Annotated in this window: 24 protein-coding genes; 23 read left to right on the forward strand and 1 reads right to left on the reverse strand. The window is 45.5% G+C overall.

Annotated elements, in window-relative coordinates; translation table 11 throughout:
• Nucleotides 1-56 precede the first annotated feature (56 nt).
• The 4 genes from BUA56_RS13795 (at nucleotide 57) to BUA56_RS13810 (ending at nucleotide 4,334) form a co-directional block, all read left to right on the forward strand.
• Nucleotides 57-899, forward strand: a complete 843-nt coding sequence (locus BUA56_RS13795) for a S8 family peptidase (RefSeq protein WP_072852709.1) — start codon at nucleotides 57-59, stop codon at nucleotides 897-899.
• 133 nt (nucleotides 900-1,032) lie between these two features.
• The gene (locus BUA56_RS13800) at nucleotides 1,033-2,409 is read left to right on the forward strand and encodes a beta/alpha barrel domain-containing protein (RefSeq protein WP_423241200.1); all 1,377 of its coding nucleotides are present in this window, start codon (nucleotides 1,033-1,035) and stop codon (nucleotides 2,407-2,409) included.
• 15 nt (nucleotides 2,410-2,424) lie between these two features.
• Complete coding sequence (locus BUA56_RS13805) at nucleotides 2,425-3,141, forward strand: GntR family transcriptional regulator (protein WP_072852713.1); 717 nt, start codon at nucleotides 2,425-2,427, stop codon at nucleotides 3,139-3,141.
• Nucleotides 3,138-4,334 (forward strand): NADP-dependent isocitrate dehydrogenase, encoded by a 1,197-nt coding sequence (locus tag BUA56_RS13810; RefSeq protein ID WP_072852715.1) that lies wholly within the window; start codon nucleotides 3,138-3,140, stop codon nucleotides 4,332-4,334. Before BUA56_RS13805 ends, BUA56_RS13810 begins: the two co-directional genes overlap by 4 nt.
• A 66-nt stretch (nucleotides 4,335-4,400) precedes the next feature.
• Here BUA56_RS13810 and BUA56_RS13815 read toward each other — a convergent pair whose 3' ends face one another.
• Nucleotides 4,401-6,311, reverse strand: coding sequence for an ABC-F family ATP-binding cassette domain-containing protein (locus tag BUA56_RS13815; protein ID WP_072852716.1), 1,911 nt, complete (start codon nucleotides 6,309-6,311; stop codon nucleotides 4,401-4,403).
• A gap of 134 nt (nucleotides 6,312-6,445) precedes the next feature.
• Between BUA56_RS13815 and BUA56_RS13820 the strand changes: the two genes are divergently transcribed.
• The 19 genes from BUA56_RS13820 to BUA56_RS13910 all read left to right on the forward strand — a co-directional run bounded on the left by BUA56_RS13820 (nucleotide 6,446) and on the right by BUA56_RS13910 (nucleotide 24,763).
• On the forward strand, nucleotides 6,446-7,090 hold the full coding sequence (locus tag BUA56_RS13820) for a redox-sensing transcriptional repressor Rex (RefSeq protein WP_072852719.1): 645 nt from the start codon (nucleotides 6,446-6,448) through the stop codon (nucleotides 7,088-7,090).
• Nucleotides 7,091-7,151: 61 nt separating this feature from the next.
• On the forward strand, nucleotides 7,152-8,645 hold the full coding sequence (locus tag BUA56_RS13825; protein WP_072852722.1) for a bifunctional ADP-dependent NAD(P)H-hydrate dehydratase/NAD(P)H-hydrate epimerase: 1,494 nt from the start codon (nucleotides 7,152-7,154) through the stop codon (nucleotides 8,643-8,645).
• A gap of 3 nt (nucleotides 8,646-8,648) precedes the next feature.
• Nucleotides 8,649-9,821, forward strand: coding sequence for an alanine racemase (alr, locus tag BUA56_RS13830; RefSeq protein WP_072852724.1), 1,173 nt, complete (start codon nucleotides 8,649-8,651; stop codon nucleotides 9,819-9,821).
• A gap of 119 nt (nucleotides 9,822-9,940) precedes the next feature.
• On the forward strand, nucleotides 9,941-10,315 hold the full coding sequence (locus BUA56_RS13835; RefSeq protein ID WP_072852726.1) for a type II toxin-antitoxin system PemK/MazF family toxin: 375 nt from the start codon (nucleotides 9,941-9,943) through the stop codon (nucleotides 10,313-10,315).
• A gap of 54 nt (nucleotides 10,316-10,369) precedes the next feature.
• The gene (locus tag BUA56_RS13840) at nucleotides 10,370-11,755 is read left to right on the forward strand and encodes a hemolysin family protein (protein WP_072852727.1); all 1,386 of its coding nucleotides are present in this window, start codon (nucleotides 10,370-10,372) and stop codon (nucleotides 11,753-11,755) included.
• Nucleotides 11,725-12,453, forward strand: a complete 729-nt coding sequence (locus tag BUA56_RS13845; RefSeq protein ID WP_072852729.1) for a YebC/PmpR family DNA-binding transcriptional regulator — start codon at nucleotides 11,725-11,727, stop codon at nucleotides 12,451-12,453. The genes BUA56_RS13840 and BUA56_RS13845 overlap by 31 nt, the downstream gene beginning before the upstream one ends.
• A gap of 120 nt (nucleotides 12,454-12,573) precedes the next feature.
• Nucleotides 12,574-13,284 carry a ClpP family protease gene (locus tag BUA56_RS13850; RefSeq protein WP_072852870.1) on the forward strand — a complete coding sequence of 237 codons (711 nt, stop codon included), beginning with the start codon at nucleotides 12,574-12,576 and terminating at the stop codon, nucleotides 13,282-13,284.
• Nucleotides 13,285-13,437: 153 nt separating this feature from the next.
• On the forward strand, nucleotides 13,438-14,313 hold the full coding sequence (locus tag BUA56_RS13855) for an undecaprenyl-diphosphate phosphatase (RefSeq protein WP_072852731.1): 876 nt from the start codon (nucleotides 13,438-13,440) through the stop codon (nucleotides 14,311-14,313).
• Between the two features lie 31 nt (nucleotides 14,314-14,344).
• On the forward strand, nucleotides 14,345-16,801 hold the full coding sequence (locus tag BUA56_RS13860) for an FtsK/SpoIIIE family DNA translocase (RefSeq protein ID WP_072852733.1): 2,457 nt from the start codon (nucleotides 14,345-14,347) through the stop codon (nucleotides 16,799-16,801).
• Nucleotides 16,802-16,839: 38 nt separating this feature from the next.
• Nucleotides 16,840-17,955 (forward strand): chitobiase/beta-hexosaminidase C-terminal domain-containing protein, encoded by a 1,116-nt coding sequence (locus BUA56_RS13865; protein WP_072852735.1) that lies wholly within the window; start codon nucleotides 16,840-16,842, stop codon nucleotides 17,953-17,955.
• Between the two features lie 102 nt (nucleotides 17,956-18,057).
• Nucleotides 18,058-18,945 carry a sulfide/dihydroorotate dehydrogenase-like FAD/NAD-binding protein gene (locus BUA56_RS13870; RefSeq protein WP_072852737.1) on the forward strand — a complete coding sequence of 296 codons (888 nt, stop codon included), beginning with the start codon at nucleotides 18,058-18,060 and terminating at the stop codon, nucleotides 18,943-18,945.
• Nucleotides 18,945-20,333 (forward strand): NADPH-dependent glutamate synthase, encoded by a 1,389-nt coding sequence (gene gltA, locus BUA56_RS13875; protein WP_072852739.1) that lies wholly within the window; start codon nucleotides 18,945-18,947, stop codon nucleotides 20,331-20,333. The genes BUA56_RS13870 and gltA overlap by 1 nt, the downstream gene beginning before the upstream one ends.
• A gap of 96 nt (nucleotides 20,334-20,429) precedes the next feature.
• A complete protein-coding gene (gene rlmH / locus BUA56_RS13880) occupies nucleotides 20,430-20,909 on the forward strand; it encodes a 23S rRNA (pseudouridine(1915)-N(3))-methyltransferase RlmH (RefSeq protein WP_072852741.1) in 480 nt (159 codons plus the stop codon).
• Nucleotides 20,910-20,937: 28 nt separating this feature from the next.
• Nucleotides 20,938-21,774, forward strand: coding sequence for an AraC family transcriptional regulator (locus tag BUA56_RS23990; protein ID WP_072852743.1), 837 nt, complete (start codon nucleotides 20,938-20,940; stop codon nucleotides 21,772-21,774).
• Nucleotides 21,775-21,857: 83 nt separating this feature from the next.
• The gene (locus BUA56_RS13890) at nucleotides 21,858-22,322 is read left to right on the forward strand and encodes a VOC family protein (protein ID WP_072852745.1); all 465 of its coding nucleotides are present in this window, start codon (nucleotides 21,858-21,860) and stop codon (nucleotides 22,320-22,322) included.
• A 219-nt stretch (nucleotides 22,323-22,541) separates the two neighbouring features.
• Nucleotides 22,542-22,862 carry a PadR family transcriptional regulator gene (locus tag BUA56_RS13895; RefSeq protein WP_072852747.1) on the forward strand — a complete coding sequence of 107 codons (321 nt, stop codon included), beginning with the start codon at nucleotides 22,542-22,544 and terminating at the stop codon, nucleotides 22,860-22,862.
• Nucleotides 22,855-23,445, forward strand: a complete 591-nt coding sequence (locus tag BUA56_RS13900) for a DUF1700 domain-containing protein (RefSeq protein WP_072852749.1) — start codon at nucleotides 22,855-22,857, stop codon at nucleotides 23,443-23,445. Before BUA56_RS13895 ends, BUA56_RS13900 begins: the two co-directional genes overlap by 8 nt.
• Nucleotides 23,435-24,388 carry a DUF4097 family beta strand repeat-containing protein gene (locus tag BUA56_RS13905; RefSeq protein WP_072852751.1) on the forward strand — a complete coding sequence of 318 codons (954 nt, stop codon included), beginning with the start codon at nucleotides 23,435-23,437 and terminating at the stop codon, nucleotides 24,386-24,388. Before BUA56_RS13900 ends, BUA56_RS13905 begins: the two co-directional genes overlap by 11 nt.
• Before the next feature lie 39 nt (nucleotides 24,389-24,427).
• Nucleotides 24,428-24,763 (forward strand): hypothetical protein, encoded by a 336-nt coding sequence (locus BUA56_RS13910; protein WP_072852753.1) that lies wholly within the window; start codon nucleotides 24,428-24,430, stop codon nucleotides 24,761-24,763.
• Nucleotides 24,764-25,006 lie beyond the last annotated feature (243 nt).

Raw genomic sequence — 25,006 nt, forward strand, 5'->3', positions numbered from 1 at the left:
GCTTTTTTTCTGATAGCGAATATCTTAAAGTAAGCATAAATAACGAGGCAATACAATTGGACACGAACTATAAGCTGACTGGACGCCATATCGGGGTAGCGATACTGGATACCGGTATCTTTCCCCATGTGGATTTTGAAGATAGAATTGTTGTTTTTAAGGATTTTATTCATCATCGCCGCACCCCCTACGATGACAACGGACACGGAACTCATGTGGCGGGAATCATAGGGGGAGCCGGCATAGCTTCTAAGGGGCGTTACTGCGGAGTGGCGCCCGCCTGTGATCTTATCGCGCTTAAAGTGCTGGATCAGGATGGAAACGGCAGCAAAGCCCATGTACTGAAAGCCCTGGAATGGATACGAGAGAACAGAGAAAATTACAATATACGGATTATTAACATCTCTGTGGGCACCACACAAAAAGTAAACGATGAACATAAAGACCTGATTGAAGGAGTGGAGGCTGCCTGGGATGATGGCTTTATCGTAGTAACCGCAGCAGGCAACATGGGGCCGCACCCGGGAACCATTACCGCTCCGGGCAGCAGCAAAAAGGTGATAACCGTGGGCTCCAGTGATATGCTGACACGCCATCAGGGGATCTCCGGAAGGGGACCCACCAGTCAGTGCATCTGCAAACCGGACATTGTGGCCCCGGGCAACAGCATTATTTCCTGTTCCTCCAAACCGGACAGAAGGTCTTATACGGTTAAGAGCGGGACTTCTATGTCCACGCCTATGATATCCGGGGCAATTGCCCTGCTTCTGGAAAAATATCCGGCAATGAGCAACCTGGAAATAAAATACAGGCTGAAGGAGACAGCAAGGGATCTTGGGTACACCCACAACATTCAGGGATGGGGAAGCTTTTCAATTCATGATTTTTTAGCTTCCTAAAATTTCCTGGAATGCATTGACAAATATTGTATCATCGTATACAATCATCTTAATTGTTTGATTGTATACGATGATACAAAAAAGAAAGAATTGAGAAAAAGGAGTAAAGAACATGCAAAACAGACCTGTAAAGATGGATCCGCATACGAATTTGTTAACTCTTGAGGAACATATGTATCCTCTGGTAGATGTGGAGACCCCCAATGTATTCCGTAACCTGTTTCCCTACACTGAGGTGCCTAAGATTGCATTTAATGACCGCATTGTTCCCCATCATATGCCGGATGATATCTGGATTACAGATACCACATTTCGGGACGGACAGCAGTCACGCGCTCCTTATTCTACGGAACAGATTATTACTATGTATGATTACTTTCACAGACTGGGGGGACCCAAAGGGAAAATCCGCCAGTGTGAATTTTTCCTGTACAGCAAGAAGGACAGGGATGCTGTTTATAAATGTCTGGAAAGAGGCTATCAGTTTCCGGAAGTGACCAGCTGGATCCGGGCGAATAAAAAAGACTTTGAACTGGTGAAAGATATCGGATTAAAAGAGACAGGAATCCTGGTAAGCTGTTCGGATTACCATATCTTTTATAAGATGAAGATGACCAGAAGACAGGCAATGGAACACTACTTAAGCATCATCAAAGAATGCCTTGAGATTGGAGTAAGTCCCAGATGCCATCTGGAGGATATTACAAGGGCGGATATTTATGGTTATGTGATCCCCTTCTGTCTTGAGCTGATGAGACTGATGAAAGAATACCAGATCCCCATTAAAGTTCGCTGTTGCGATACTATGGGATATGGTGTAAACTATGCAGGGGCAGTAATTCCCCGTTCTGTGCAGGGGATCATATACGGCATCATGACACATGCCGGAGTTCCCTCAGAATTAATTGAATGGCACGGTCACAATGATTTTTATAAAGCAGTAAGCAATTCTACCACAGCATGGCTCTACGGTGCAAGCGGAGTGAACTGTTCTCTGTTCGGCATTGGAGAGCGGACCGGAAATACGCCTTTGGAAGCTATGGTTTTTGAATATGCCCAGTTAAAGGGAACCCTGGACGGGATGGATACAACGGTGATCACGGAACTGGCAGATTACTATGAAAAGGAAATCGGTTACCGTCTGCCTTCCAGAACCCCCTTTGTGGGACGTGCATTTAATATTACAAGGGCAGGGATCCATGCGGACGGTCTTCTGAAAAATGAAGAGATCTACAACATTTTTGATACAGAAAAGTTTCTGAACCGTCCGGTAGAGGTCGCAGTCTCCAACACTTCAGGCTTGGCAGGCATTGCCCACTGGATTAATACACATTACCGTCTGAAGGGAGATGCGCAGGTAAGTAAAAGCTGCGAACTGGTAGCAATGGTAAAAGCCTGGGTAGATAAAGAATATGAGGATGGACGTGTTACGGTACTGACCGATGATGAGCTTACATCTGTGATCGCAGAGACTTGTGAGCGGCTTGGAATTACGCTGGGAACGAATTAACAAGGAGGTCTAATTGTGGCAGACTATGACGGCCCGGGAGGCGAATTAAAGAAATCGTCACTTCGAGGCAAAGTTTTTCAAAAAATCAGAGAGGATATTTTAAGCGGCAGATATCAGCAGGGAGATGAACTGATAGAGGCCGCTATCGGAGGGGAGCTGGGTGTCAGCCGCACACCGGTGCGGGAGGCGCTGCGCCAGCTGGAACTGGAGGGACTGGTGCATATTGTTCCTAACAAAGGGGCTTTTGTGACTGGCATTACGGTGAAGGATATTCAGGATATTTACCGAATCCGAGCCAAGCTGGAAGGGCTTTGTGCCCAATGGGCGGCCCAGAGCATTACAAAGGAGCAGCTGGATCTTATGGAAGAGACTGCGTTTCTGTCCGAGTATCATGCCCAGAAGGAGCACTATGATCAGGTATTTGAACTTGACGGAAGATTCCATGAGCTGCTTTATGAGGCTTCCAACAGCAAGATCCTGGCACATACCCTTTCAGACTATCACCAGTATGTGCAGAAGGTAAGAAAAGCTTCCATATCCAATAGAATCCGCTGTAAAAAGACAAACGAAGAGCATCACAAGATCCTGGATGCCCTGCGCGCCGGGGACGCCGGGAAGGCAGAAGAGGTTGCTACCCAGCATATTCTTAACACAATAGAAAATCTGGGACATTATAACCTGGAAGACATATTAAAAGCAGATGACGACTTAATAACAGGAGGTAAAAAATGAGCAAAATTCAGATGACGACGCCTTTAGTGGAGATGGACGGAGACGAGATGACCCGCATTCTCTGGCAGATGATCAAGGACGAATTACTGTCCCCTTTTATTGACTTAAACACAGAATACTATGATCTGGGATTAGAATACAGAAATGAAACAAATGATCAGGTAACAGTAGATGCCGCAAGGGCAACCATGAAGTATAAAGTAGCGGTCAAATGTGCCACAATCACTCCCAATGCGGCCCGTATGGATGAATACCATCTCAAGGAGATGTATAAAAGTCCTAACGGCACGATCCGTGCCATGCTGGACGGAACCGTATTCCGCGCGCCTATCGTGGTTAAGGGGATTGAACCTTGTGTCCGCAACTGGAAAAAGCCCATAACTCTGGCCCGTCACGCATACGGGGATGTATATAAAAATACGGAAATGGTGATTCCCGGTCCCGGTAAGGTAGAACTGGTATACACAGCTGAGGACGGCACGGAGAAGAGAGAACTGGTGCATAACTTTGCAGGCCCCGGAATTGTACAGGGGATGCATAATCTGGATGAGTCCATCAGCAGCTTTGCAAAGAGCTGTTTTAACTATGCCCTTGACACAAAACAGGATTTATGGTTTGCAACTAAGGATACCATTTCCAAAAAATACGATCATACATTTAAGGATATATTCCAGGAAGTATATGAAAAAGAATACAGAGACAGATTTGAGGCGGAAGGCATTACATACTTCTATACACTCATTGACGATGCGGTTGCCCGTGTTATGAAAGCAGAAGGCGGTTTTATCTGGGCCTGCAAGAATTATGACGGTGATGTAATGAGTGATATGGTTTCTTCTGCATTTGGCTCTCTGGCTATGATGACTTCAGTCCTGGTATCTCCTCACGGATACTTTGAATACGAGGCTGCCCACGGTACGGTACAGCGTCATTATTACAAACATCTGAAGGGGGAGGAGACTTCCACTAACTCTGTGGCAACAATCTTTGCCTGGACAGGAGCTCTGAGAAAAAGAGGAGAGCTGGACGGCAATCAGGAACTGATGGAGTTCGCCGATAAACTGGAGACAGCTACTATAGCAGCCATCGAGAGCGGAAAGATGACAAAGGATCTTGCTCTGATTACCACCATCGAAAATCCAACAGTACTGAACAGCCGTGAATTTATCCTGGCAGTAAAAGAAAATCTGTAAATAAAATACACAAGAGGAGAGAGGGCAGTATTAATAACAGAATGCCTTCTCTCCTTCTTTTGACGCCTAGGCCAGTTCCTCCCATTTTTCATAGAGAGCTTCCAGCTTGAGGGAAATTTCAGCCTTTTCATTGCTGAGCTTCACACATTGGGCCACGTCTGTGGCAACCTCTTCCTTCTCCATCTCGCAGTCAATTTCTTTGTCTCTGCCTTCCAGCTTCTCGATTTCCGCCTCCACTTTTTTTAGATCATTCTCCCGTTTTCTTCTCCTGGCCTGGTCCTCTTTCTGCTGCTGCCAGTACGTCTTGGTAGGGGAAGCTGTGGATAGTTCCGCAGTCTGCGGCTCCTCTCCTGGGGCATAGATCTGAGTGAGTTCGTCCCTTTTTTCCAGATAATAATCGTAATTTCCAATATAATTCACCAGGCTGTGATTCGTCAGCTCCAGGATCCTTGTGGCAGTCTGGTTAATAAAATAACGGTCATGAGAGACATAGAGCACAGTACCTGTATAGCCGCAAAGGGCCTGCTCCAGGATCTCTTTGGACATAATATCCAGATGGTTGGTGGGCTCATCCAGAATAATAAAGTTTGCTTCTGAGAGCATAAGCTTAGCCAGGGAGACTCTTCCCCGCTCCCCGCCGCTTAGGGACTGGATCTGTTTGAATACGTCATCTCCTGTAAATAAAAAGGCGGCAAGCACATTGCGGATCTGTGTGTTGGTCAGCCGTGGATAGTCATCGGATATTTCCTGGAAAATAGTTTTTTCCATATGGAGTACATGGTGCTCCTGATCATAATACCCCACGTGTACTTTGCTGCCCAGATGGAAGACGCCGGTATCCGGGGGAATCAGTCCGTTTAAAATTTTTAAAATGGTAGTTTTGCCGGTACCGTTGTTTCCTATGACAGCTACCCGTTCTCCCCGTTTTATTGAAAAATTCAGATCCTCAAACAGCTTCAGAGAATCAAAGGACTTACCGAGATGTTCTACGTCCAGTACATCATTTCCGCTGACAATCTGGGGTTCCAGCTGTATCCGCATCTGGTCTGCGGCTTCCGGGGGCTTTTCCAGGACTTCGATTTTTTCCAGCATCTTTTCCCGGCTTTCCGCTCGCCGAATAGACTTTTCCCGGTTAAACTGTTTTAGCTTGGTGATGACTTCTTCCTGGTGCCTGATCTCCTTCTGCTGATTGAGATAAGCCTGATACTCGGCATTACGTATCATGGCCTTCTTTTCTCCGTAGGCAGAATAGTTTCCCAGGAAGGTTGTCACCTTCCCAAAGTCAATCTCCACCACTTTTGTAACTACACGGTCCAGGAAGTACCTGTCGTGGGAGACAATCAGAACAGCACCCGGATAATTCAGCAGATATGACTCCAGCCAGGTGATAGACTCCATATCCAGGTGGTTGGTGGGCTCGTCCAGGAGAATAATATCAGGCTCGGACAGCAGAAGCTTTCCCAGGGCAACCCTGGTTTTCTGGCCTCCGGACAGTGTAGAGACTGGTTTATCAAAGTCCTCCTCGGAAAACCCAAGCCCTTTCAGAACCCCGGTAATCTGGCTTTTATAGGCATATCCGTTTCTCAGCTCGAATTCATGTGAGAGACGGGAATACGCCTCCATGAGACGATCCAGTTCACTGCCTGCGGTATGCTTCATTTCAACTTCAATGGAACGCAGCTTTTTTTCCATGTCCAAAATATGCTGTTTTACCTCCAGGAGTACATCGTATATGCTTCGGTCCCCGTCCAGCTCCTGATGCTGTGCAAGATAACCGATAGATTTCCCTTTCGCAAGGATTACTTCCCCTGAGTCAGAGGGCATCTCCCCCATAATTATTTTCAGCAGTGTGGTTTTCCCGGCGCCGTTAATGCCGATTAAAGCAGCCTTTTCTCTCTCCTCTATGTGAAAAGAAGCATTTTTTATCAAATGCATACTTCCAAATGTCTTATTTATTTCCTGACAAGCTAGTATCATAACACTTCCTCCGTTTCCTATACCTATTATAACGAAAAAACAAAATTTGACAACCGAAAAAATCCAATAATCATTTGACATTATTTTAACGGTTATATATAATAAAACCAAGAATAGAATAGGAGGGTAAGTTTTTGGACGCTAAGGGGATTTCTAGGGCAGTGATAAGCAGACTACCTCGCTATTACCGATATTTGGGTGAACTAATGGAAGACGGAGTAGAGCGAATCTCTTCCAATGAACTAAGCGAGAAGATGCGGGTGACAGCATCTCAGATCAGACAAGATCTTAATAATTTCGGCGGTTTCGGTCAGCAGGGGTATGGATATAATGTGCAGTACCTGTACACGGAGATCGGTAAAATTTTAGGATTAGACCATGTGCATCATATGATTATATTGGGAGCCGGCAATCTGGGACAGGCGCTGGCTAATTATGTTCAGTTTGAAAAAAGAGGTTTTAAGGTAGTTGGACTGTTTGACGTCAATCCCGTACTGGCAGGAGTATCTGTCCGTGGAATTGAGATTAAGATGATAAGCGATCTGGAGGAGTTTTTAAAGAATAACAGTGTACAGATAGCCGCCCTGACACTGCCGAAAAACAAAGCCGCAGAGATGGCAGATTTATTGGTGGCTAATAATATAAAGGCGATATGGAATTTTGCCCACCTGGATCTCACTTTACCGGAAAATGTGATTGTGGAAAATGTGCACTTGTCGGAAAGCCTGATGCGGCTGTCCTATAATCTGAACAGATATGTGAATGAACATCAACAATAAATTAAGAAATTAGCAGCGGAGCTTCCGCTGCTAATTTTTCGAACAAGGAGGAGGGGGATATATGCATTACGCAGTAACCAGCGAACAGATGAAAGCCCTGGATGCCCACACAATAAAGGATATGGGGATTCCGTCCCTTGTATTGATGGAGCGGGCGGCGCTGTGTACAGTGGAGGAAATCAGGGAACCGCTATTTTCAAAAGAGCGGATTTTGCTTGTTTGCGGGTCCGGCAACAATGGGGCAGACGGCGTGGCAATGGCCAGGATTCTTCACAACAGAGGAGTTACGGCTGAAATATTTTTAGTGGGGAATAAAGACCGCTGGACAGAGGAAATGCGCATACAAATAGACATAGCAAAAAATTACAGGGTACCATTTGTTAATAACCCGGCGTGGGATGAATATACTACTATAGTAGATGCAATTTTTGGCGTTGGTCTTTCCAGAAAGGTAAGCGGGAGGTATAATGATGTTATTACATCGATTAACGCTGCATCTGCAAGGGTCATTTCCGTCGACATCCCCTCGGGAATCCACGGAAACACAGGGGAAATTATGGGAACAGCTGTGAGGGCAGACAAAACAGTAACCTTTGCCTTTCCCAAAGCAGGGCTGTATTTCTATCCCGGTGCTGAGTATGCGGGAGAACTGGCGGTGGCCGATATCGGAATACAGATGATGGAGACTGGGGATACAAGAAAGTATTATTCCTGTATGGATGAGAGAGAGCTTGGTCTTCTTCCGAAACGGCAGCCTTCCGGGAATAAGGGTGATTTTGGCAAGGTGCTGATGATCGCAGGGACCAAAGGAATGAGCGGTGCTGCTTTTCTGGCCTCCAACGCCTGTCTGGCAGCAGGAGCGGGAATGGTGAGGATACATACACGGGAAGAAAACAGAATCATACTGCAGACGCAGCTCCCTGAGGCGATGCTCTCTGTATACGGGGAGGAGGACTGGAATCCCCGGGCGGTGGGTGAGGCAGTTGGGTGGGCGGATGTAATCGCTATCGGACCAGGCATTGGCAAAGATCCCATGCTTTTGGATATGATTGCCTGGATTCTGGAAAACAGCAGAAAACCCATGGTACTGGACGCTGACTGCCTGAATCTGCTGAGCACACAGGAAGAACTTCTGGCAAAAAGAAGCGGCCCCTGTGTGATTACGCCTCATATGGGAGAGATGGCCCGTCTGCTCCACACCACGGTGTCTGCCCTGAAAAAAGAATTCCCTAAAAATGTACAGGCTTACGGGCGGTCCAAAAACCTTGTCTGTGTCTGTAAGGATGCCCGGACAGTGACCTGCCTCCCGGACGGTACCTGTTATCTGAACCTGACCGGCAACGAAGGAATGGCTACTGCCGGAGCGGGAGATGTTCTTACCGGTGTGATTGCCGGCCTGCTGGCCCAGGGCCTGCCGGCGGAGAAAGCTGCTCCTCTTGGGGTTTATATCCATGGAAGGGCAGGGGATATTGCAAAAGAAAAGCTTGGATCCTATAGTATGCTGGCCCGGGATATTATCCGGGGACTGGCACCTATTATGAGAGAAAGAGGATAAAAAATGAAAAAATACAGCCGTATCTACGCTTCTATCGATCTTGACGCAATTGTTCACAATATGGAAAATCTGAAACGCAATATACATATGGACACCAAACTTTTGGCTGTCCTGAAGGCTGACGCCTACGGGCACGGAGCGGTCCCCATTGCCCGCCATATAAAAGATCTGGACTACCTCTGGGGATTTGGAGTGGCCACAGTGGAGGAGGCCGTCAGTCTCCGGAAAAACGGCATTGACAACCCCATACTGCTTCTGGGCTATTCATTCCGGGAGCATTACGATACAATAGCAGCATACGATATCCGCCCCACCGTTTTTAAGCTGGATATGGCACGGGAGCTGTCCGAAGCGGGGCAAAGGGCAGGAAAAATAATCAAGGTGCACCTATCCGTGGACACAGGTATGTCCAATACAGGTTTTTCCGATACGGCAGAAAGCATTAAGTTAATACAAAGCATTCAGCTCCTGCCTAATATCAAAGTGGAGGGCCTGTATTCCCAATTTACCAGGGCAGACGAAACAAGCAAGCGCCCCGCGTATGTACAGCTGGACCGTTATCTTAATTTCCTGGAGCTGGTGGAAAAGTCAGGCATTCATATACCGCTGAAGCATTGTTCCAACAGCGCATCTTTGATCCGTGTACCGGAGGCTAATCTGGATCTTGCGAGAACCGGCATAGCCCTCTATGGCATGTATCCCTCCAGCAAGGTAGAAAAGGATATCGTTTCCCTGAAGCCTGTGATGTCTTTAAAAAGCCATATTGCTTTTATTAAGACTGTGCCGGCGGATGTGGCGGTAAGCCTGGGAGGCACCTTTAAAACAGACTGGGAGACAAAGATAGCCACCATCCCGGTGGGATATGCAGACGGTTATCCCCGCTTTCTCTCCAACAAGGGGCATGTCCTGATACGGGGCCAGAAGGCACCTATCCTGGGCAGAATCTGTATGGATCAGTTTATGGTAGATGTCACCAGGATTCCCAATGTACAGGAACTGGATCCGGTAACACTTCTGGGAACGGATGAAGAGATGACGATCACTGCCGATGAGCTGGGAGATCTCTGCGGCCGGATTAATTATGAATTTGTAACAGAAATCAACAAACGGGTTCCCCGGGTGTATTTAAAGAATGGAGCGATTGCAGAACAGACCGATTATTTTGATGTAGATTAATTAGCAAAAATTACATACAGTTTGAATACACATGAGGAAGATGGCAATACTATGGCTATAACATAATTGCCGGGCCGCTGTATGCGGTGCCCGGCAATAAGAATCGGAGTGTGAATTGTGTGGTTATAAAACGTGGTGATATATTTTACGCTGATTTAAGGCCGGTGGTGGGCAGTGAACAAGGAGGAATCCGCCCGGTCTTAATCATACAGAACGATGTGGGCAATAAGCACAGCCCCACAGTAATCTGCGCCGCCATTACATCCAAGATGAATAAAGCCAAATTACCGACTCATATTGAAATTGATGCAGCATCTTATGCCATTGTAAAGGATTCCGTTATTTTACTGGAACAGCTGCGCACAATCGATAAAAGGAGATTAAAAGATAAGGTCTGCCATCTGGATCAGGATATCCTTATGAAAGTGAATCAGGCACTTTGCATTAGTCTGGATCTTCCTACATACAGGCGTAATCTTGACGAACGTAAATGAAAATGATATATTTTTAATGACAAATGAGAAATTTGGAAAATAAAGGAGCTTTTCATGGACGATGGGAGTAGCAGCCCTATATGGGCCTGCATAATTTTTGTTTTATTTATCATAATTAACGGTATTTTATATGGATTTGGGGCCGCCATACAGAGGGTGAGTGAAAGTGAGCTGGAGAAAAAGGCGGATGACGGGGATAAAAAGGCAGGATATCTGCTGAAAATGCTGGAGAATCCCACAGGATTTGTCAACACGCTTCAGATGATTGCAACACTTTTCAGTATTCTGGCAGGCTATCTGGGCGTGCGCGGCTTTACCCCATATCTGATTCGCCTTTTTAGAGGGTATGCACTGGACCAATACATATCAGTTTCCGTTTTATCAGTGATTTCTGTTATACTTGTAATTCTGGTTATCCTGATTTTATTGTTGGGTATTGGGATCCTATCCTTTAAAAAAATCTTCAGTTATCATCCTGAAAAGTATGCATACCGTTATGTCGGTTTTGTACGGCTGGCCATGAAGCTTTGCCGTCCGTTCACCTTTGTTATTACAAAATTATCCAATCTGGTGGTCCGGATCTTCGGCATTGACCCCAATAAAGTCTCTGACGATCTTACGGAAGAAGAGATTATATCCATCGTGGGCGAGGCACACGAGCAGGGGGTTATAGAAGAGGGCGAAGCAGAGATGATCCAGAATATTATGGAATTCAGCGATACCGAGGCAAAGGATATTATGACTCACCGGAAGAATATTAACAGTCTGGATGAGGAATTGACCTTAGATGAGGCCATCGGCGTTATGCTGGAAAAAAGCAATTCCAGATATCCGGTGTATTCCGGAGATATTGATAATATTCAGGGGATTCTTCATCTGAAGGATGCCATGAAGCAGCTCACCTATCACCATAATGGAGATAAGCAGCTGAAAGAGATTTCTCATCTCATTCGTCCCGCTGTATTTATTCCGGAAACGAGAAATATCAATCTGCTCTTTAAGCATATGCAGGCTAAAAAGGTGCATATGGTGATTGTTGTGGATGAATACGGACAAACCTCCGGCCTGGTAGCCATGGAGGATATTCTGGAAGAAATTGTGGGAAATATACTCGATGAATACGATGAAGACGATAATTTCATACAGACACAGCATGACAATACCCTGATCATGGACGGCCTTACACCTTTAGAACAGGTGGGAGAAGTGCTGGGGATTGATTTTGAGGAAGAAGAGTATGAAACACTAAATGGCTATTTAACTTCTATCCTGGGACATATTCCCAATATAGAAGAGGACAGAGAGGTACAGGGAAAAGGGTATTCCTTCGAGATCCTGTCCGTATTAAATAATACGGTTCAAAAAGTCCGTGTAAAAAAATTACAAGAAGAAAAAGAAGGAGAAGAAGCATGTCAGGACATTCAAAATTCGCAAATATAAAGCATAAGAAAGAAAAGAATGATGCCAAGAAGGGTAAAATCTTCACGGTTATCGGGAGAGAAATCGTGGTAGCCGTAAAAGAGGGAGGTCCGGACCCGGCGAATAACAGTAAGCTCAGAGATGTTATCGCGAAAGCCAAAGCCAATAACATGCCCAACGATACCATTGAAAGGGGCATCAAAAAAGCAGCGGGAGATTCCAATGCAGATAATTACGAGTATATTACATACGAGGGATACGGTCCGAATGGAATCGCTATTATCGTAGATACTCTGACAGACAATAAGAACCGCACCGCGGGGAATGTGAGGAGTGCGTTTACCAAGGGAAACGGGAGCATCGGTACTCCCGGATGCGTGTCCTTTATGTTTGATAAAAAGGGGCAGATCATCATCGACAAAGAGGAATGCGGGATGGACGCGGATGATCTGATGATGGCAGCCCTGGATGCCGGCGCGGAAGACTTCCAGGAAGAGGATGACAGCTATGAGATCCTCACCGATCCGGATTCTTTTACGGCGGTCAGAGAAGCACTTGAGGCTATGAACATTCCCATGATTGAGGCAGAGGTAACGATGATACCTCAGACCTATGTGGAACTTACAGATGAGGAAGCTGTTAAAAATCTGCAGAAGACGCTGGATCTTCTGGAGGACGATGATGATGTGCAGTATGTATATCACAATTGGGATGAGTAAAGAATTGCTGTAATGGAATATGAGAAAAAGCGGGGAAAGTTTTCCGGTACATTTTCGGAACGCTTTCCCGTATTTTTTGTCCTCCTTTCACACATACTATCTGCAAAAAAGGAGGCAGCTATGAATAATAATACAGATGCAAATAAACAAAAAGAATTAGAAAAAACTGCGGCACAGAATGAGCAGATTCAGGAATTCGGACAGGTAATTCTCAATGAGAACAATGAAGATCACAGAATCCATCTTCTTTCAATTATCGGGGAGATTGAGGGACATGAATCCCTGTCCAACAACAGCAAAACGACAAAGTACGAACATGTGCTTCCCCGGCTTGCCATGGTCGAGGACAATCAGGAGATAGACGGACTTCTTATCCTTTTGAACACAGTAGGAGGAGATGTGGAGGCAGGCCTTGCCATCGCGGAAATGATTGCATCCCTTAGCAAGCCCACCGTATCTCTTGTTCTGGGCGGGGGACATTCCATAGGGGTGCCTATGGCCGTATCCGCAGACTATTCCTTCATCGTGCCAAGTGCAACTATGGTCATCCATCCGGTGCGGACCAACGGTATGTTTATCGGCGTGATGCAGTCTTACAAAAACATGGAAAAGATACAGGACAGAATCACCGGATTTATCTCTGCCCACTCAAACATGAAGCAGGAGAGAATAGAAACCCTGATGCTGGATACTACCCAGCTGGTAAAAGATGTGGGTACAATGCTGGAGGGCACAGAAGCAGTCAGGGAAGGCCTGATTGATGAGGTGGGCGGCATAAGCCAGGCACTGAAGAAGCTCTACCAGCTGATTGAGGAATCCAAACAGCAGTAACCTTTCCTCAGGCCGGGAGCGGGCTGGAATTATCTGGAAACTCCCCCGGTCTGAGACTGTTTACACGAATTACTAATTGTGCAAAACCGGAAATTATGCTATAATATCGGATTGAGCACAGTTGCTTAAATACAAAAGAAAAGGAATTGTACAATGACGATATTAGAAGCCCTGCTCATGGGGGTAATACAGGGTGTCGCGGAATTTTTACCCATCAGCAGTTCCGGACATCTGGCTATATTTGAAAATATATTAAAGATCAATACCGATACTGGAATCTTATATGATGTTATGCTCCACGTGGGAACGCTGATCGCAATCTTAGTTGCGTTTCGCAAAGACATTGCCCGTCTGATTCTGGAATTCTGCAGAATTGTCTATGACATAATTCAGAATGCCAAGACAATGGTACATAATAAAAAAGAGGGGGACGCCAGACGATATAAAAAAATTATTTCCAATAATTACCGGAAGATGATTCTTTTGATTATCGTTTCCACCATTCCCACGGGTGTCATAGGCTTGCTTATGAAGGAGGTTGTAACAGCTGCCGCCGCAACGCTTCTGGCCCCGGGAATCGGACTTATGGTGACAGGCGTACTTCTGCTTGTAGTGGATTATTTTAAAGCCGGACAGAAAATTCCTAAGGATGTAAGCTATTGGCATGCGCTGGCGATAGGCGCATGTCAGGGACTGGCAACATTTCCCGGGGTATCCCGCTCGGGTACTACTATTGTAGCCTGCCTTCTCTGCGGGTTTAACCGCAAGTTCGCCGTAAAATATTCTTTCCTGATGTCAATTCCGGCTGTCCTTGGAGCGGCAATTCTGGAATTTAAGGACATCCCTGGTCTGGATATTGGCTGGGAGATGATGCTGACATACATCGGAGGCACTGTAATTGCGGGTATTGTGGGGTATATCTGTATCAAGACTATGCTTATTATGGTACAGAAGAAAAAGTTCCGGTATTTTTCCATCTATTGCTTTTTCATGGGTATTGTGGCGATCGTATGTCATTTTGCTTTGTAATTGCGTAAAACAATAAGGGAGGGGAGCCCGAATGGCCACAGCGAAAAAGAGAACAACAAAAAAGAAGACAGCCGGCAGGAAAACTGCTTCTGAGAACTTGCTTTATGGAGAAATATTCCTGCTGGTAATCCTTGCTCTGTCAATCATCCTGCTCATCAGTAATTTTGGGATTGGAGGCGTGGTTGGCAATGGGATCAGCGCCTTTTTCTTTGGGATCTTTGGTCTCATGTCTTATATATTTCCAATTTATTTATTTCTGGCAATTGCTTTTTTCATATCCAACAGACAGAACAAGCTGGCACGCAAGAAGCTGATAGGCAGCATCCTGTTTTTTTTGGCGGCCTGCGGTTTAATGCAGCTGTTTACAGAGGGGTATTTAAAAGGCACAACTATTTTAGAATATTATGAAACCTCGTCAAAATATAAAACCGGGGGCGGCGTACTGGGGGGCGTGCTCTGCAATATCAGCAGTCTGGCTTTCGGAATAGCTGGTGCTTATGTAATCCTAATCATAGCTCTCATTATCTCATTGATTCTAATCACTCAGCGCTCCTTTTTTTCATTTTTGAAAAAAGGGGGGAGCCGGGTATACCAGACAGCCCAAAGCGAACGGAAGACCAGAAAAGCCCAGAGAACGGCGGCAGCATCCATAGAAGAACAGGGGGACGGCAGGCGTTCCCGCAGGGCGAAAGATACTTTAGTGGATGCTAACCTGACCCCTGGAGGGGAACCAGGAGAGCAGCCGGCAAAAGAAAAGCCGGCCAGACGGAAAAGAAGGGCTTCCGGAACTTCAGCTGATAAGGCGGAGACAGTCAATGTTCCGGAACCTTCCGCGGATGAGCCCCGTGAGGAAACCTTTGAGATCCATCGTTCCGATCCTCCGGCAGAAGCAGCTTCCGAGGACCCCCCCAAAGAAAATGCGGTCATGAGGAATCCGCGCTCTACTAAGGAGGAAATCGAGAGCGGCATCAGCAATATTAAGGATGAAATCGCAACTCACACTGCGGCAGAGACCCACGCTTATGAATTCCCTCCGGTTACCCTTCTGAAAAAAGGCAGCCGGGGAGCCGGCGGCGACTCAGATCTTCATCTGAGAGAAACGGCCAGAAAGCTAGAAGATACCTTAAAAAGCTTTGGAGTGGAAGTTACCGTTACCAATGTCAGCTGCGGACCAACCGTTACCAGATATGAGCTGCAGCCTGAACAGGGGGTAAAGGTCAGCAAGATTGTGGGGCTGACAGACGACATTAAGCTGAATCTTGCTGCCACGGATATTCGAATAGAGGCTCCCATTCCAGGAAAAGCTGCCGTGGGAATTGAGATCCCCAATGAAAAGAACAGTGTGGTTATGCTCAGGGATCTGATAGACACAGACGCCTTCAGAACGGCAGAGTCAAAGCTAACCTTTGCTGCGGGCAAGGATATCGCCGGCCAGCCTGTGATTACAGATATTGCAAAGATGCCCCACCTCCTCATTGCGGGAGCCACAGGGTCCGGCAAATCTGTATGTATTAATACACTGATTATGAGTATTCTCTATAAAGCGGATCCGGAAGAGGTGAAGCTGATTATGATAGACCCTAAAGTGGTGGAATTGAGTGTATACAACGGAATTCCCCATCTGTTTATCCCTGTTGTGACGGATCCGAAAAAGGCAGCCGGTGCGCTTAACTGGGCGGTTGCCGAGATGACGGAACGCTACAACAAATTCGCGGAATACAATGTCAGGGACTTAAAGGGCTACAACAAAAAAGTGGCGGCCGTCAAGGACATTGAGGATGAGACTAAGCCGAAGCCCCTTCCCCAGATTATTATTATTGTGGACGAGCTGGCGGATCTGATGATGGTCGCTCCGGGTGAGGTGGAGGATGCCATCTGCCGTCTGGCCCAGCTGGCCAGGGCGGCGGGCATTCATCTGATCATTGCGACTCAGCGTCCTTCAGTCAATGTAATAACCGGTCTGATTAAGGCAAATATGCCTTCCCGAATTGCTTTTTCCGTCTCCTCCGGCGTGGATTCCAGAACCATACTGGATATGAATGGGGCAGAAAAACTGCTGGGAAAAGGAGATATGCTTTTTTATCCCCAGGGCTACCAAAAGCCGGCCAGAGTACAGGGGGCTTTTGTTTCAGACCCGGAAGTGGGAGAGGTTGTCCGCTTTTTATCGGAGCAAAATCATGGAATACAATATGACGCGGAAATCGAAGAAAAAATCAACCAGGCACAGACCGCCTCTTCTGCAGGGGCCTCTGAGGGGGGCAGGGATCTGGACGATTATTTTGTGGATGCAGGCAAATTTATTATAGAAAAAGATAAGGCTTCCATTGGTATGCTTCAGCGTATGTTTAAGATCGGTTTTAACCGTGCTGCAAGAATTATGGGACAGCTTTGCGACGCCGGAGTGGTAGGCGAAGAAGAAGGTACTAAGCCCAGAAAAGTGCTGATGAGCATGGAAGAATTTGAACGGTACGTGGAAGAGTGCCTGTAAAAGGATCATTGCAAATAAAAGAAATGAGGTATTGAACTATGAAATGCTCAAAGTGCGGAGCGAATATGCAGGAAGGCACCCTGTATTGCCCTGTCTGCGGACAGGAAGTACAATGGGTTCCCGATTATTCAACACTTGAAACTCTGATGCAGCAGCATCAGATTAAAAAAAGCATTCCAGACCCCGAAGAGATAAAAAGAAAGCAGGAGCAGGAGGAGGCCCGAAGAAAAGCAGAGGAAAAAAAGAGAAAAGTACATACTACTGTTCTGGGATTTGTGATCTGTGTTCTGCTCCTGGCATTGATTGCTTTTATCATTAACAGAAAGAACTATAATTCCTTTGATTATCAGCTTGCCCAGGCAGAATCTGAGCTTTCCAACAAGAACTTTGACAAAGCTTTAACGTATGCAGACCGGGCCCTGTCCCTGAATTCTGACAGTGTAGAGGCAAATCTTCTTCTGGCTGAAATATTTACCGCTCAGGGGGACACCGGTACAGCGCTTCCTATCCTGGAATCCGCTGTGAAAAATCATCCCACCAGTGTCAATGCCTACGGACAGCTGCTGAGGCTCTATGAGGCACTGGATAAAAAGGAAGAAATCAAGGCTCTCATGGATAACTGCACGGAGGAAAAGATTCTTGAAAAATATGCCGCCTATATCTGTGAAGTGCCCAAATTCAGCGATGAGTCTGGTACCTACAAGAAGAAATTAAAACTGAATCTCTACCCTTCCGGGGACTCAGATACCATCTATTATACAACAGACGGAAGTATCCCGGATAAAACCAGCAGACCTTACAGCGGCAGTATTGAACTCCCGGAGGGCAGTACGGTTTTAAATGTAATTGCGTACAATGAAAAAGGAATTCCCAGCGAGATCGTCACCCAGAATTATACTATTACACTGGTCGGACCTGAAACACCTGAGATTACACCGGCCTCGGGGGAGTTCGAGATAACAGATACTATCAAAGTGACAGTGCCGAAAGGGTGTACTGCTTATTATGCATTTAATGAGACGCCTACAACCTCCAGCAAAAGATACCGGGGACCTGTATCCATGCAGGAAGGGGAAAATATTTTTTCAGTAATTTTAGTGGATGAGGATGGGAAAGCCAGCAATGTAGCCAGTGAGACCTACGTAGTTTACTAGTTTGGTAAAAAAATAACGTTGATATTTTGGTCATTTTGCCTTATACTAGACTGTGATACATGTCATTTATGTAAAAATGAATACATATTTTAGGAGGGAACTATGTACAAGATACTACACGCAGAAAACCTTGCAGGGAATATCTTCCTCATGCAGGTTGAGGCTCCGAGAATTGCTAAACACTGTGAGCCCGGTCAGTTTCTCATTGTTAGAATTGATGAGGTAGGGGAGAGAATTCCTCTGACCATATGTGATTACGACAAAGAGGCTGGCACGATTACAATCGTATTCCAGCCGGTGGGAGCATCAACAGAAAGAATGTCCCATTTGAAAACAGGCGACTCTTTTATCGATGTGGTTGGTCCGCTGGGGCAGCCTTCAGAGTTTATTCATGAAGATATGGAAGAGCTGAAGAAGAAAAAAATGCTGTTTGTTGCAGGAGGCGTTGGCACCGCACCGGTGTACCCGCAGGTCAAATGGCTTCATGAGCACGGCGTAGACGTAGATGTTATAGTGGGCGCCAAGACAAAGGATTTAGTAATCCTTGAAAAGGAAATGGAAGCAGTGGCAGGAAATTTATATGTAACGACAGATGATGGTTCCTACGGACGTCACGGTATGGTTACAAAGGTGATTGAGGATCTCACCGCAGAGGGAAAACAGTACGATGTTTGTGTAGCTATCGGTCCTATGATTATGATGAAATTCTGCTGTTTAACCACTAAAAAATTAAATATCCCTACAATTGTCAGCATGAACCCTATTATGGTAGACGGTACCGGTATGTGCGGTGCCTGTCGTGTTGTTGTTGGTGATGAGATTAAGTTTGCATGTGTAGACGGACCTGAATTCGACGGCCATCTCATTGACTGGGCACAGGCAATGAAGAGACAGGCGATGTACAAAACAGAAGAGGGCCGTGCTTTATTAAAGCTTCGCGAGGGGGATACCCATCACGGCGGATGCGGACATTGTGGAGGTGATAAATAATGGCTGACAAATTAACAAAAGTACCCGTAAGAGAACAAGATCCCCAGGTCAGGGCAACGAATTTTGAAGAAGTATGCCTGGGTTATAATAAAGAGGAAGCCATGGAAGAAGCTTCCCGCTGCATTAACTGTAAAAATGCTAAATGTATATCCGGATGTCCGGTTTCCATTGACATTCCCGGATTCATCAAAGAAGTAAAAGAGGGCAATTTTGCTGAGGCTTATAAGGTAATCGGCAAATCCAGTTCTCTTCCGGCAGTCTGCGGACGTGTATGTCCTCAGGAAAGCCAGTGTGAAGGTGTCTGTATCCGCGGAGTAAAGGGCGAACCGGTTTCCATCGGAAAATTGGAGCGTTTTGTGGCTGACTGGGCCAAAGAGAATGGCGTAAAGCCAGAGCCGCCCATGCCTTCCAACGGACATAAAGTTGCTGTCATCGGTTCCGGTCCTGCAGGACTTACCTGTGCAGGAGACCTGGCTAAATTAGGCTACGATGTAACCATTTTCGAAGCCCTTCACCAGCCGGGCGGTGTTTTGGTATACGGAATTCCTGAATTCCGTCTTCCAAAAGACAAGGTAGTGGCAGTAGAAGTGGAAAATGTAAAATCTTTAGGAGTTAAGATTGAAACCGATGTAGTAATCGGAAAATCAACGACCATAGATGAATTGCTGCAGAACGAAGGCTTTGAAGCTGTATTTATCGGTTCCGGTGCCGGACTTCCCATGTTCATGGGCATCCCAGGAGAAATCTCAAGCGGAGTATTTTCCGCCAACGAATATCTGACAAGAAGCAATCTGATGAAAGCGTTTAGGGATGACTATGACACCCCCATCAAAACAGGCAAAAAAGTAGCAGTGATCGGCGGCGGCAACGTAGCCATGGATGCTGCCAGAACAGCGAAAAGACTGGGAGCAGAAGTACATATTGTATACCGCAGAAGTGAAGCAGAGCTTCCTGCCAGAGTAGAAGAAGTGCACCATGCAAAAGAGGAGGGCATTATCATGGATCTCCTCACCAATCCTTTAGAAATCTTCGCAGATGAAGACGGCTGGGTAAAAGGAATGAAATGTATCCGTATGGAGCTGGGAGAACCGGATGCTTCCGGCAGAAGACGTCCCGTAGAAATCCCTGGATCTGAATTCGAAATGGAAGTAGACACCGTAATCATGTCCTTAGGTACCTCACCTAACCCGTTGATCTCATCCACCACCATCGGTCTGGATGTAAACAAAAGGAAATGTATCATAGCAGACGAGGAGTATGGCCAGACCTCCAAAGAAGGCGTATTTGCCGGCGGAGATGCTGTAACCGGAGCTGCAACCGTAATCCTGGCAATGGGAGCCGGAAAAGCAGGCGCCAAAGGAATCCACGAGTTCCTTTCAAAAAAATAAATAAAAAAGGGGACGTGTTCTTTCTAAAAAGAACACGTCCCAAATTCGTTATGGCCTGTCCCAAATTCAAACTGGCCTGTCCCCAAAGGAGTTATTATGAAAATTACTGTCGTATGTGTTGGTAAAATAAAGGAAAAGTATCTGACGGCGGGTATTGATGAATATTCGAAACGACTAAGCCGCTACTGCCGTCTGGAAATCCTTCAGGTGGCGGATGAAAAAACCCCGGACAGAGCGAGTGAGGCTCTGGAGGCTCAAATTAGAACAGTAGAGGGGGAGAGAATACTAAAGTGTCTCAGGGATGACTCCTATGTCATCGCTCTGGCCATCGACGGAGATATGCCTGATTCGGTGGCTTTGTCTCAAAAGCTGGAAAAACTCGGGGTGCAGGGATGCAGCCACATTACTTTTATTATCGGCGGTTCTCTTGGACTGAGTGATGCTGTGTTAAAACGAGCAGATGAAAAACTTAGTTTCTCCAGTCTGACCTTTCCACACCAGCTTATGCGTATGATTTTGCTGGAACAGATTTACCGGAGTTTTCGGATCATGAATCACGAACCATATCATAAATAGCGTGCCTAAGTGCGAACGGAGGAATAGGATGAGCAAGATTGACTTTCACACCAGATATAGATCTGCAACCGCCGTCCCTTTTACTGAGGATAAAACATATGTTAACATTGCGCCTTCTCCTTTATTACAGCCATATATCCGCTGCTTTTGGGGCTCCGCATGCAGCTTCAACCCTAACGAGTCCTCCATCTATGGCCATATTCTGATTATTCCTGATACATGTTTTGACTTGATGCTTATTAAAAATCATTCAACAGGACGGATAAGGCATATTTTTTTAGGCTTAAACAATCGCCCCGGCCTTGACAGCTGGGATGAGCAGGAGAAAGAGATTTCTATTTTCGCGGTACGGTTTCCGATGTGGGCTATGAATTGCATTAGCAGGTTTCCCATGGCAGGAACTTTAAATCAAGCGCTGCCCCCAGGGGATATGTTCCCGTCTATAGAGAAGCTGTGTGAAAAAATATTTGAGGAGCCTTCGTTTTGCGGGCGAATGCTGATTGCCGAAGCATACATCAAAAACCTGTTGCGGCTGGCCGACATTTCGCCTCCTTTTTTTAATGGTGTGGATTATATTTTGAGGCAGAGAGGAACTGGTACCTTAAAACAGCTGTCTCGGCACCTCTGCTACAGCGAACGCCAGGTACAGAGGATTTTTCTGGACACAGTGGGTACAACTCCCAAGCAGTTAATGAATCTGGTCCGTTATCAGTCAGTCTGGCAGGAGATGGTTTCCTCCCCAAATATTGACTATATGAATATTGTCTGCCGATACGGATATACGGATCAATCCCACTTTATCGCAGACTTTAAAAAATTCCATTCTGTAACTCCCAGGGAAGCTGTGCAGATAATGCTGGAGTAATCTGGAAGATTTATGTCGTTTATTTCCTATAAATCAAGCCTAAATTTATGGTAAACTGGAAAAAAATCAAGGAGGACAACAGCATGAAGTATATGAGCACTGTGATTGCCGTGCATGATATAAATGCGTCCAGAAAATTTTATGAGGATTTATTTGGACTGCAGGTAGATCAGGATTACGGCAAGAATATTTCATTTACCTGCGGATTATCTTTGCAGGAGGAATTTGACTGGCTGGTACATCTGCCAAAAGAAAGAATAATACAAAGACCCAATAACATAGAACTTTGTTTTGAAGAGGAACAATTCGATTGTTTTCTGAAACGGTTAGAGCAATATTCTAATCTGGAGTATGTGAGTGATGTGATAGAGTGCGGCTGGGGGCAGCGTGTGGTGAGATTCTATGATTTAGACGGACATATGATTGAAGTTGGGGAATGTATGAAAATGGTAGTAACCCGTTTTCTTGATTCAGGCTTGACCATGGAAGAAACTTCTGTTCGAATGGATGTCTCAATAGAAGATTTGTGTAAGCTTTTGAATGAATAGGCAGAGTGTGCGAGAGGAATAACAAGGATTTGATACTTGTTATTCCTTTTTTTATGTTCCGGGAACCAAATTATATTAGTGTTAATGGACTAAAAAGTGGAATACGGAAGCTGCGGTGAAAAAGTACAAAGATATAGTAAATCAAAATATATATGTTGACAATACATATTATACAGAATATAATATACATATAAAAAGCATATAGGAAAGGAGAGTATTATGATTTTTCCATTAAATGCACCAATGTTCGATCTGCTTGTGCTGGCTGTTGTGGCTAAAGAAGATGCTTATGGCTATCAGATCAGTCAGATTATAAAAACTGTCTCAAATACAAAAGACTCCACCCTGTATCCTGTCCTGCGCAGACTGCAGGAAAGCAGCTGCCTGACGGCCTATGATGAACAGCATCAGGGACGCAACCGTAAATACTACCAAATCACGGAAGAGGGCAAGTCTCAGTACCAATTTCTTTTGAGAGAGTGGGAACTGTATAAAAGTGAGATTGATAAAATTGTTGAAGGAGGAGAAGAGAGTGAATAAAGAAGAATATATGAGGCAGATGCGGCATAATCTGCGCAGACTTCCAAAAGAAGACTTCGACAAAGCCATAGAATATTTTGAGGAGTATTTTGCCGAAGCCGGATCTGAACAGGAAGGTCAGGCCATTGAGGATCTGGGGGATCCTGATGCAGCCGCCGATGAAATCGTCCGGTCTCTGGCCGTACAAAATGCCATGGAATCACAGAAAAGCGTGAAGCGGGGAGTTTCGGCAGTCTGGGTGGGCGTTTTAGCTGTTTTCGCCGCACCGATCGGGCTTCCTCTGGCATTTGCGGCAGGGGTTCTTGCCCTATCTTTTGTACTGGTGATTTTTTGCATCCTATTTGCCCTGGTTGTCACAGCAGGAGTCTTGACATTGTCTGCGATTCCTCTGTTAGGGGGCAGTTTATGGCTGCTGTTTGCATCGCCCGCTAATGGGCTGGCAAGTACCGGCTTAAGTCTGATCGTTATTGGAATCGGATTCTGGTTGGTAAAAGGATGTATATGGCTAAGCCGGCGGTTCCTAAATGGAATGACAGGATTATTTGGAAAGATAGCAAGGAAGGGGAAAAAACATGAAAGTTAAAAATAAAGTATATCTGGCTTCGTTTATCTGCATTGGCGCCGGGGCAGTCTTACTCATACTTGGATTGCTGCTGGGAGGCCGCCCGGGATTCTATATTGACAAATCCGGAATCCATACAGCAAATGGGAGTGGATCTGACACGCCCTATATACAGGAAAAAATGAAATTAGATGAATTCTCATCCATGGATATCTCCATACAATACGCAGATTTGGAGATTCTTCCCTCTGACGGTTATTATATCGAGTACCGCCTCGACGGCAGCGAACCAAAGCCTGCGCTGGAGGTGAAGAACCAGAAGTTGTGTTTTAAAGAAAGAACTGCCGGTGGATTCATAGGTTTTAACTTTCTTTCAATTGGAGATTTCGATACCGCTCTTTCGCATTATTATGTGACATTATATGTACCTGCAGAAAAATATTTCACGAAGATAAAATTAGAAAATAACGACGGGGACATCCGCGCAGAACAATTGAAAGCAGAAACAATGGAAATTATAAATGACTACGGACAGATGTCATTGGGAAATGTGCAGGGTGATAAGCTAAAGGTCCATATGGATGACGGTACTTTAAAAATAAAATCGCTGGACACTGCAGCAGCATCGCTTTATAATGAATATGGAAAGTGCGAACTGGGTACAGTGAAAAGTCAGCGCCTGGAAGCAGAACTGGACGACGGGGACTTTACCGCAGACAGATGCAGTGCACAGTCTGTACGGATTGACAACGAGTACGGCAACGTAAGACTGGGCCTTCTGGGGAAGACAGAGACTTATGAATTCGAACTGGAAACAGAGTATGGAAACATAGAACTCCCGGGATACCCTGAAATGTCTGTCGGCGGGGACGATGAGAAACGCGTCAGAACAAACAACAGCGCAAAGAACAAAATTGTAGTCAATTGCGATGACGGTGATATTATGATTACCCAGGCTAAGTAGGGCGAAACAATACTGCCCGGCAGAGCATAGAGGCCTTGTATGAAAAAGAAAACTGAACATATAAGAGAAAATAACAGCTTCAATTGGAATTCCCTGCTGCAGACAGGCGGACTTTCATTCGGCTGGCTGGGCGGTTATTTTTATTTCAAAAACAGAGCGAATGGTTCAGCATCACGCGTGGGATTAATATTTTCTGCAATTGGCACAATCTTAGCGATTGCAGGAATCATGAAGGTTTTGGTTCAGATACCAATAAGTTCACTGCTTTACTGGGAATGGTCGGCATTTTATATTGTATCTAACATAATTATTTTTTCAGAATTGATAATTCCCATAGTAATCCTTTTTTTCTGTATTCGGCAGAAGAGAACGTAACATTTTTCCTTTCTTACGTAAGTATCATAACCTTGGACATATAGAAGCAGGTTACCTGCCTGAAGAAAAAGAAGAACCGAGAGAATATGAGAAATACCGGATTTTAACAAGACACATGTAAAGGGATATCAGGTCAAAGAGCCTGTTATTCCTTTACATGTGTTTTGACTTATTTGACAAAAGCAGGAGGGATCGGGGGATACTTGTTGACATTGAGTGGGACTGACTCTATAGTTGATTTAT

Origin of the sequence: Lactonifactor longoviformis DSM 17459 (assembly GCF_900129135.1) — a bacterium.
Taxonomy (GTDB): domain Bacteria; phylum Bacillota; class Clostridia; order Lachnospirales; family Lachnospiraceae; genus Lactonifactor; species Lactonifactor longoviformis.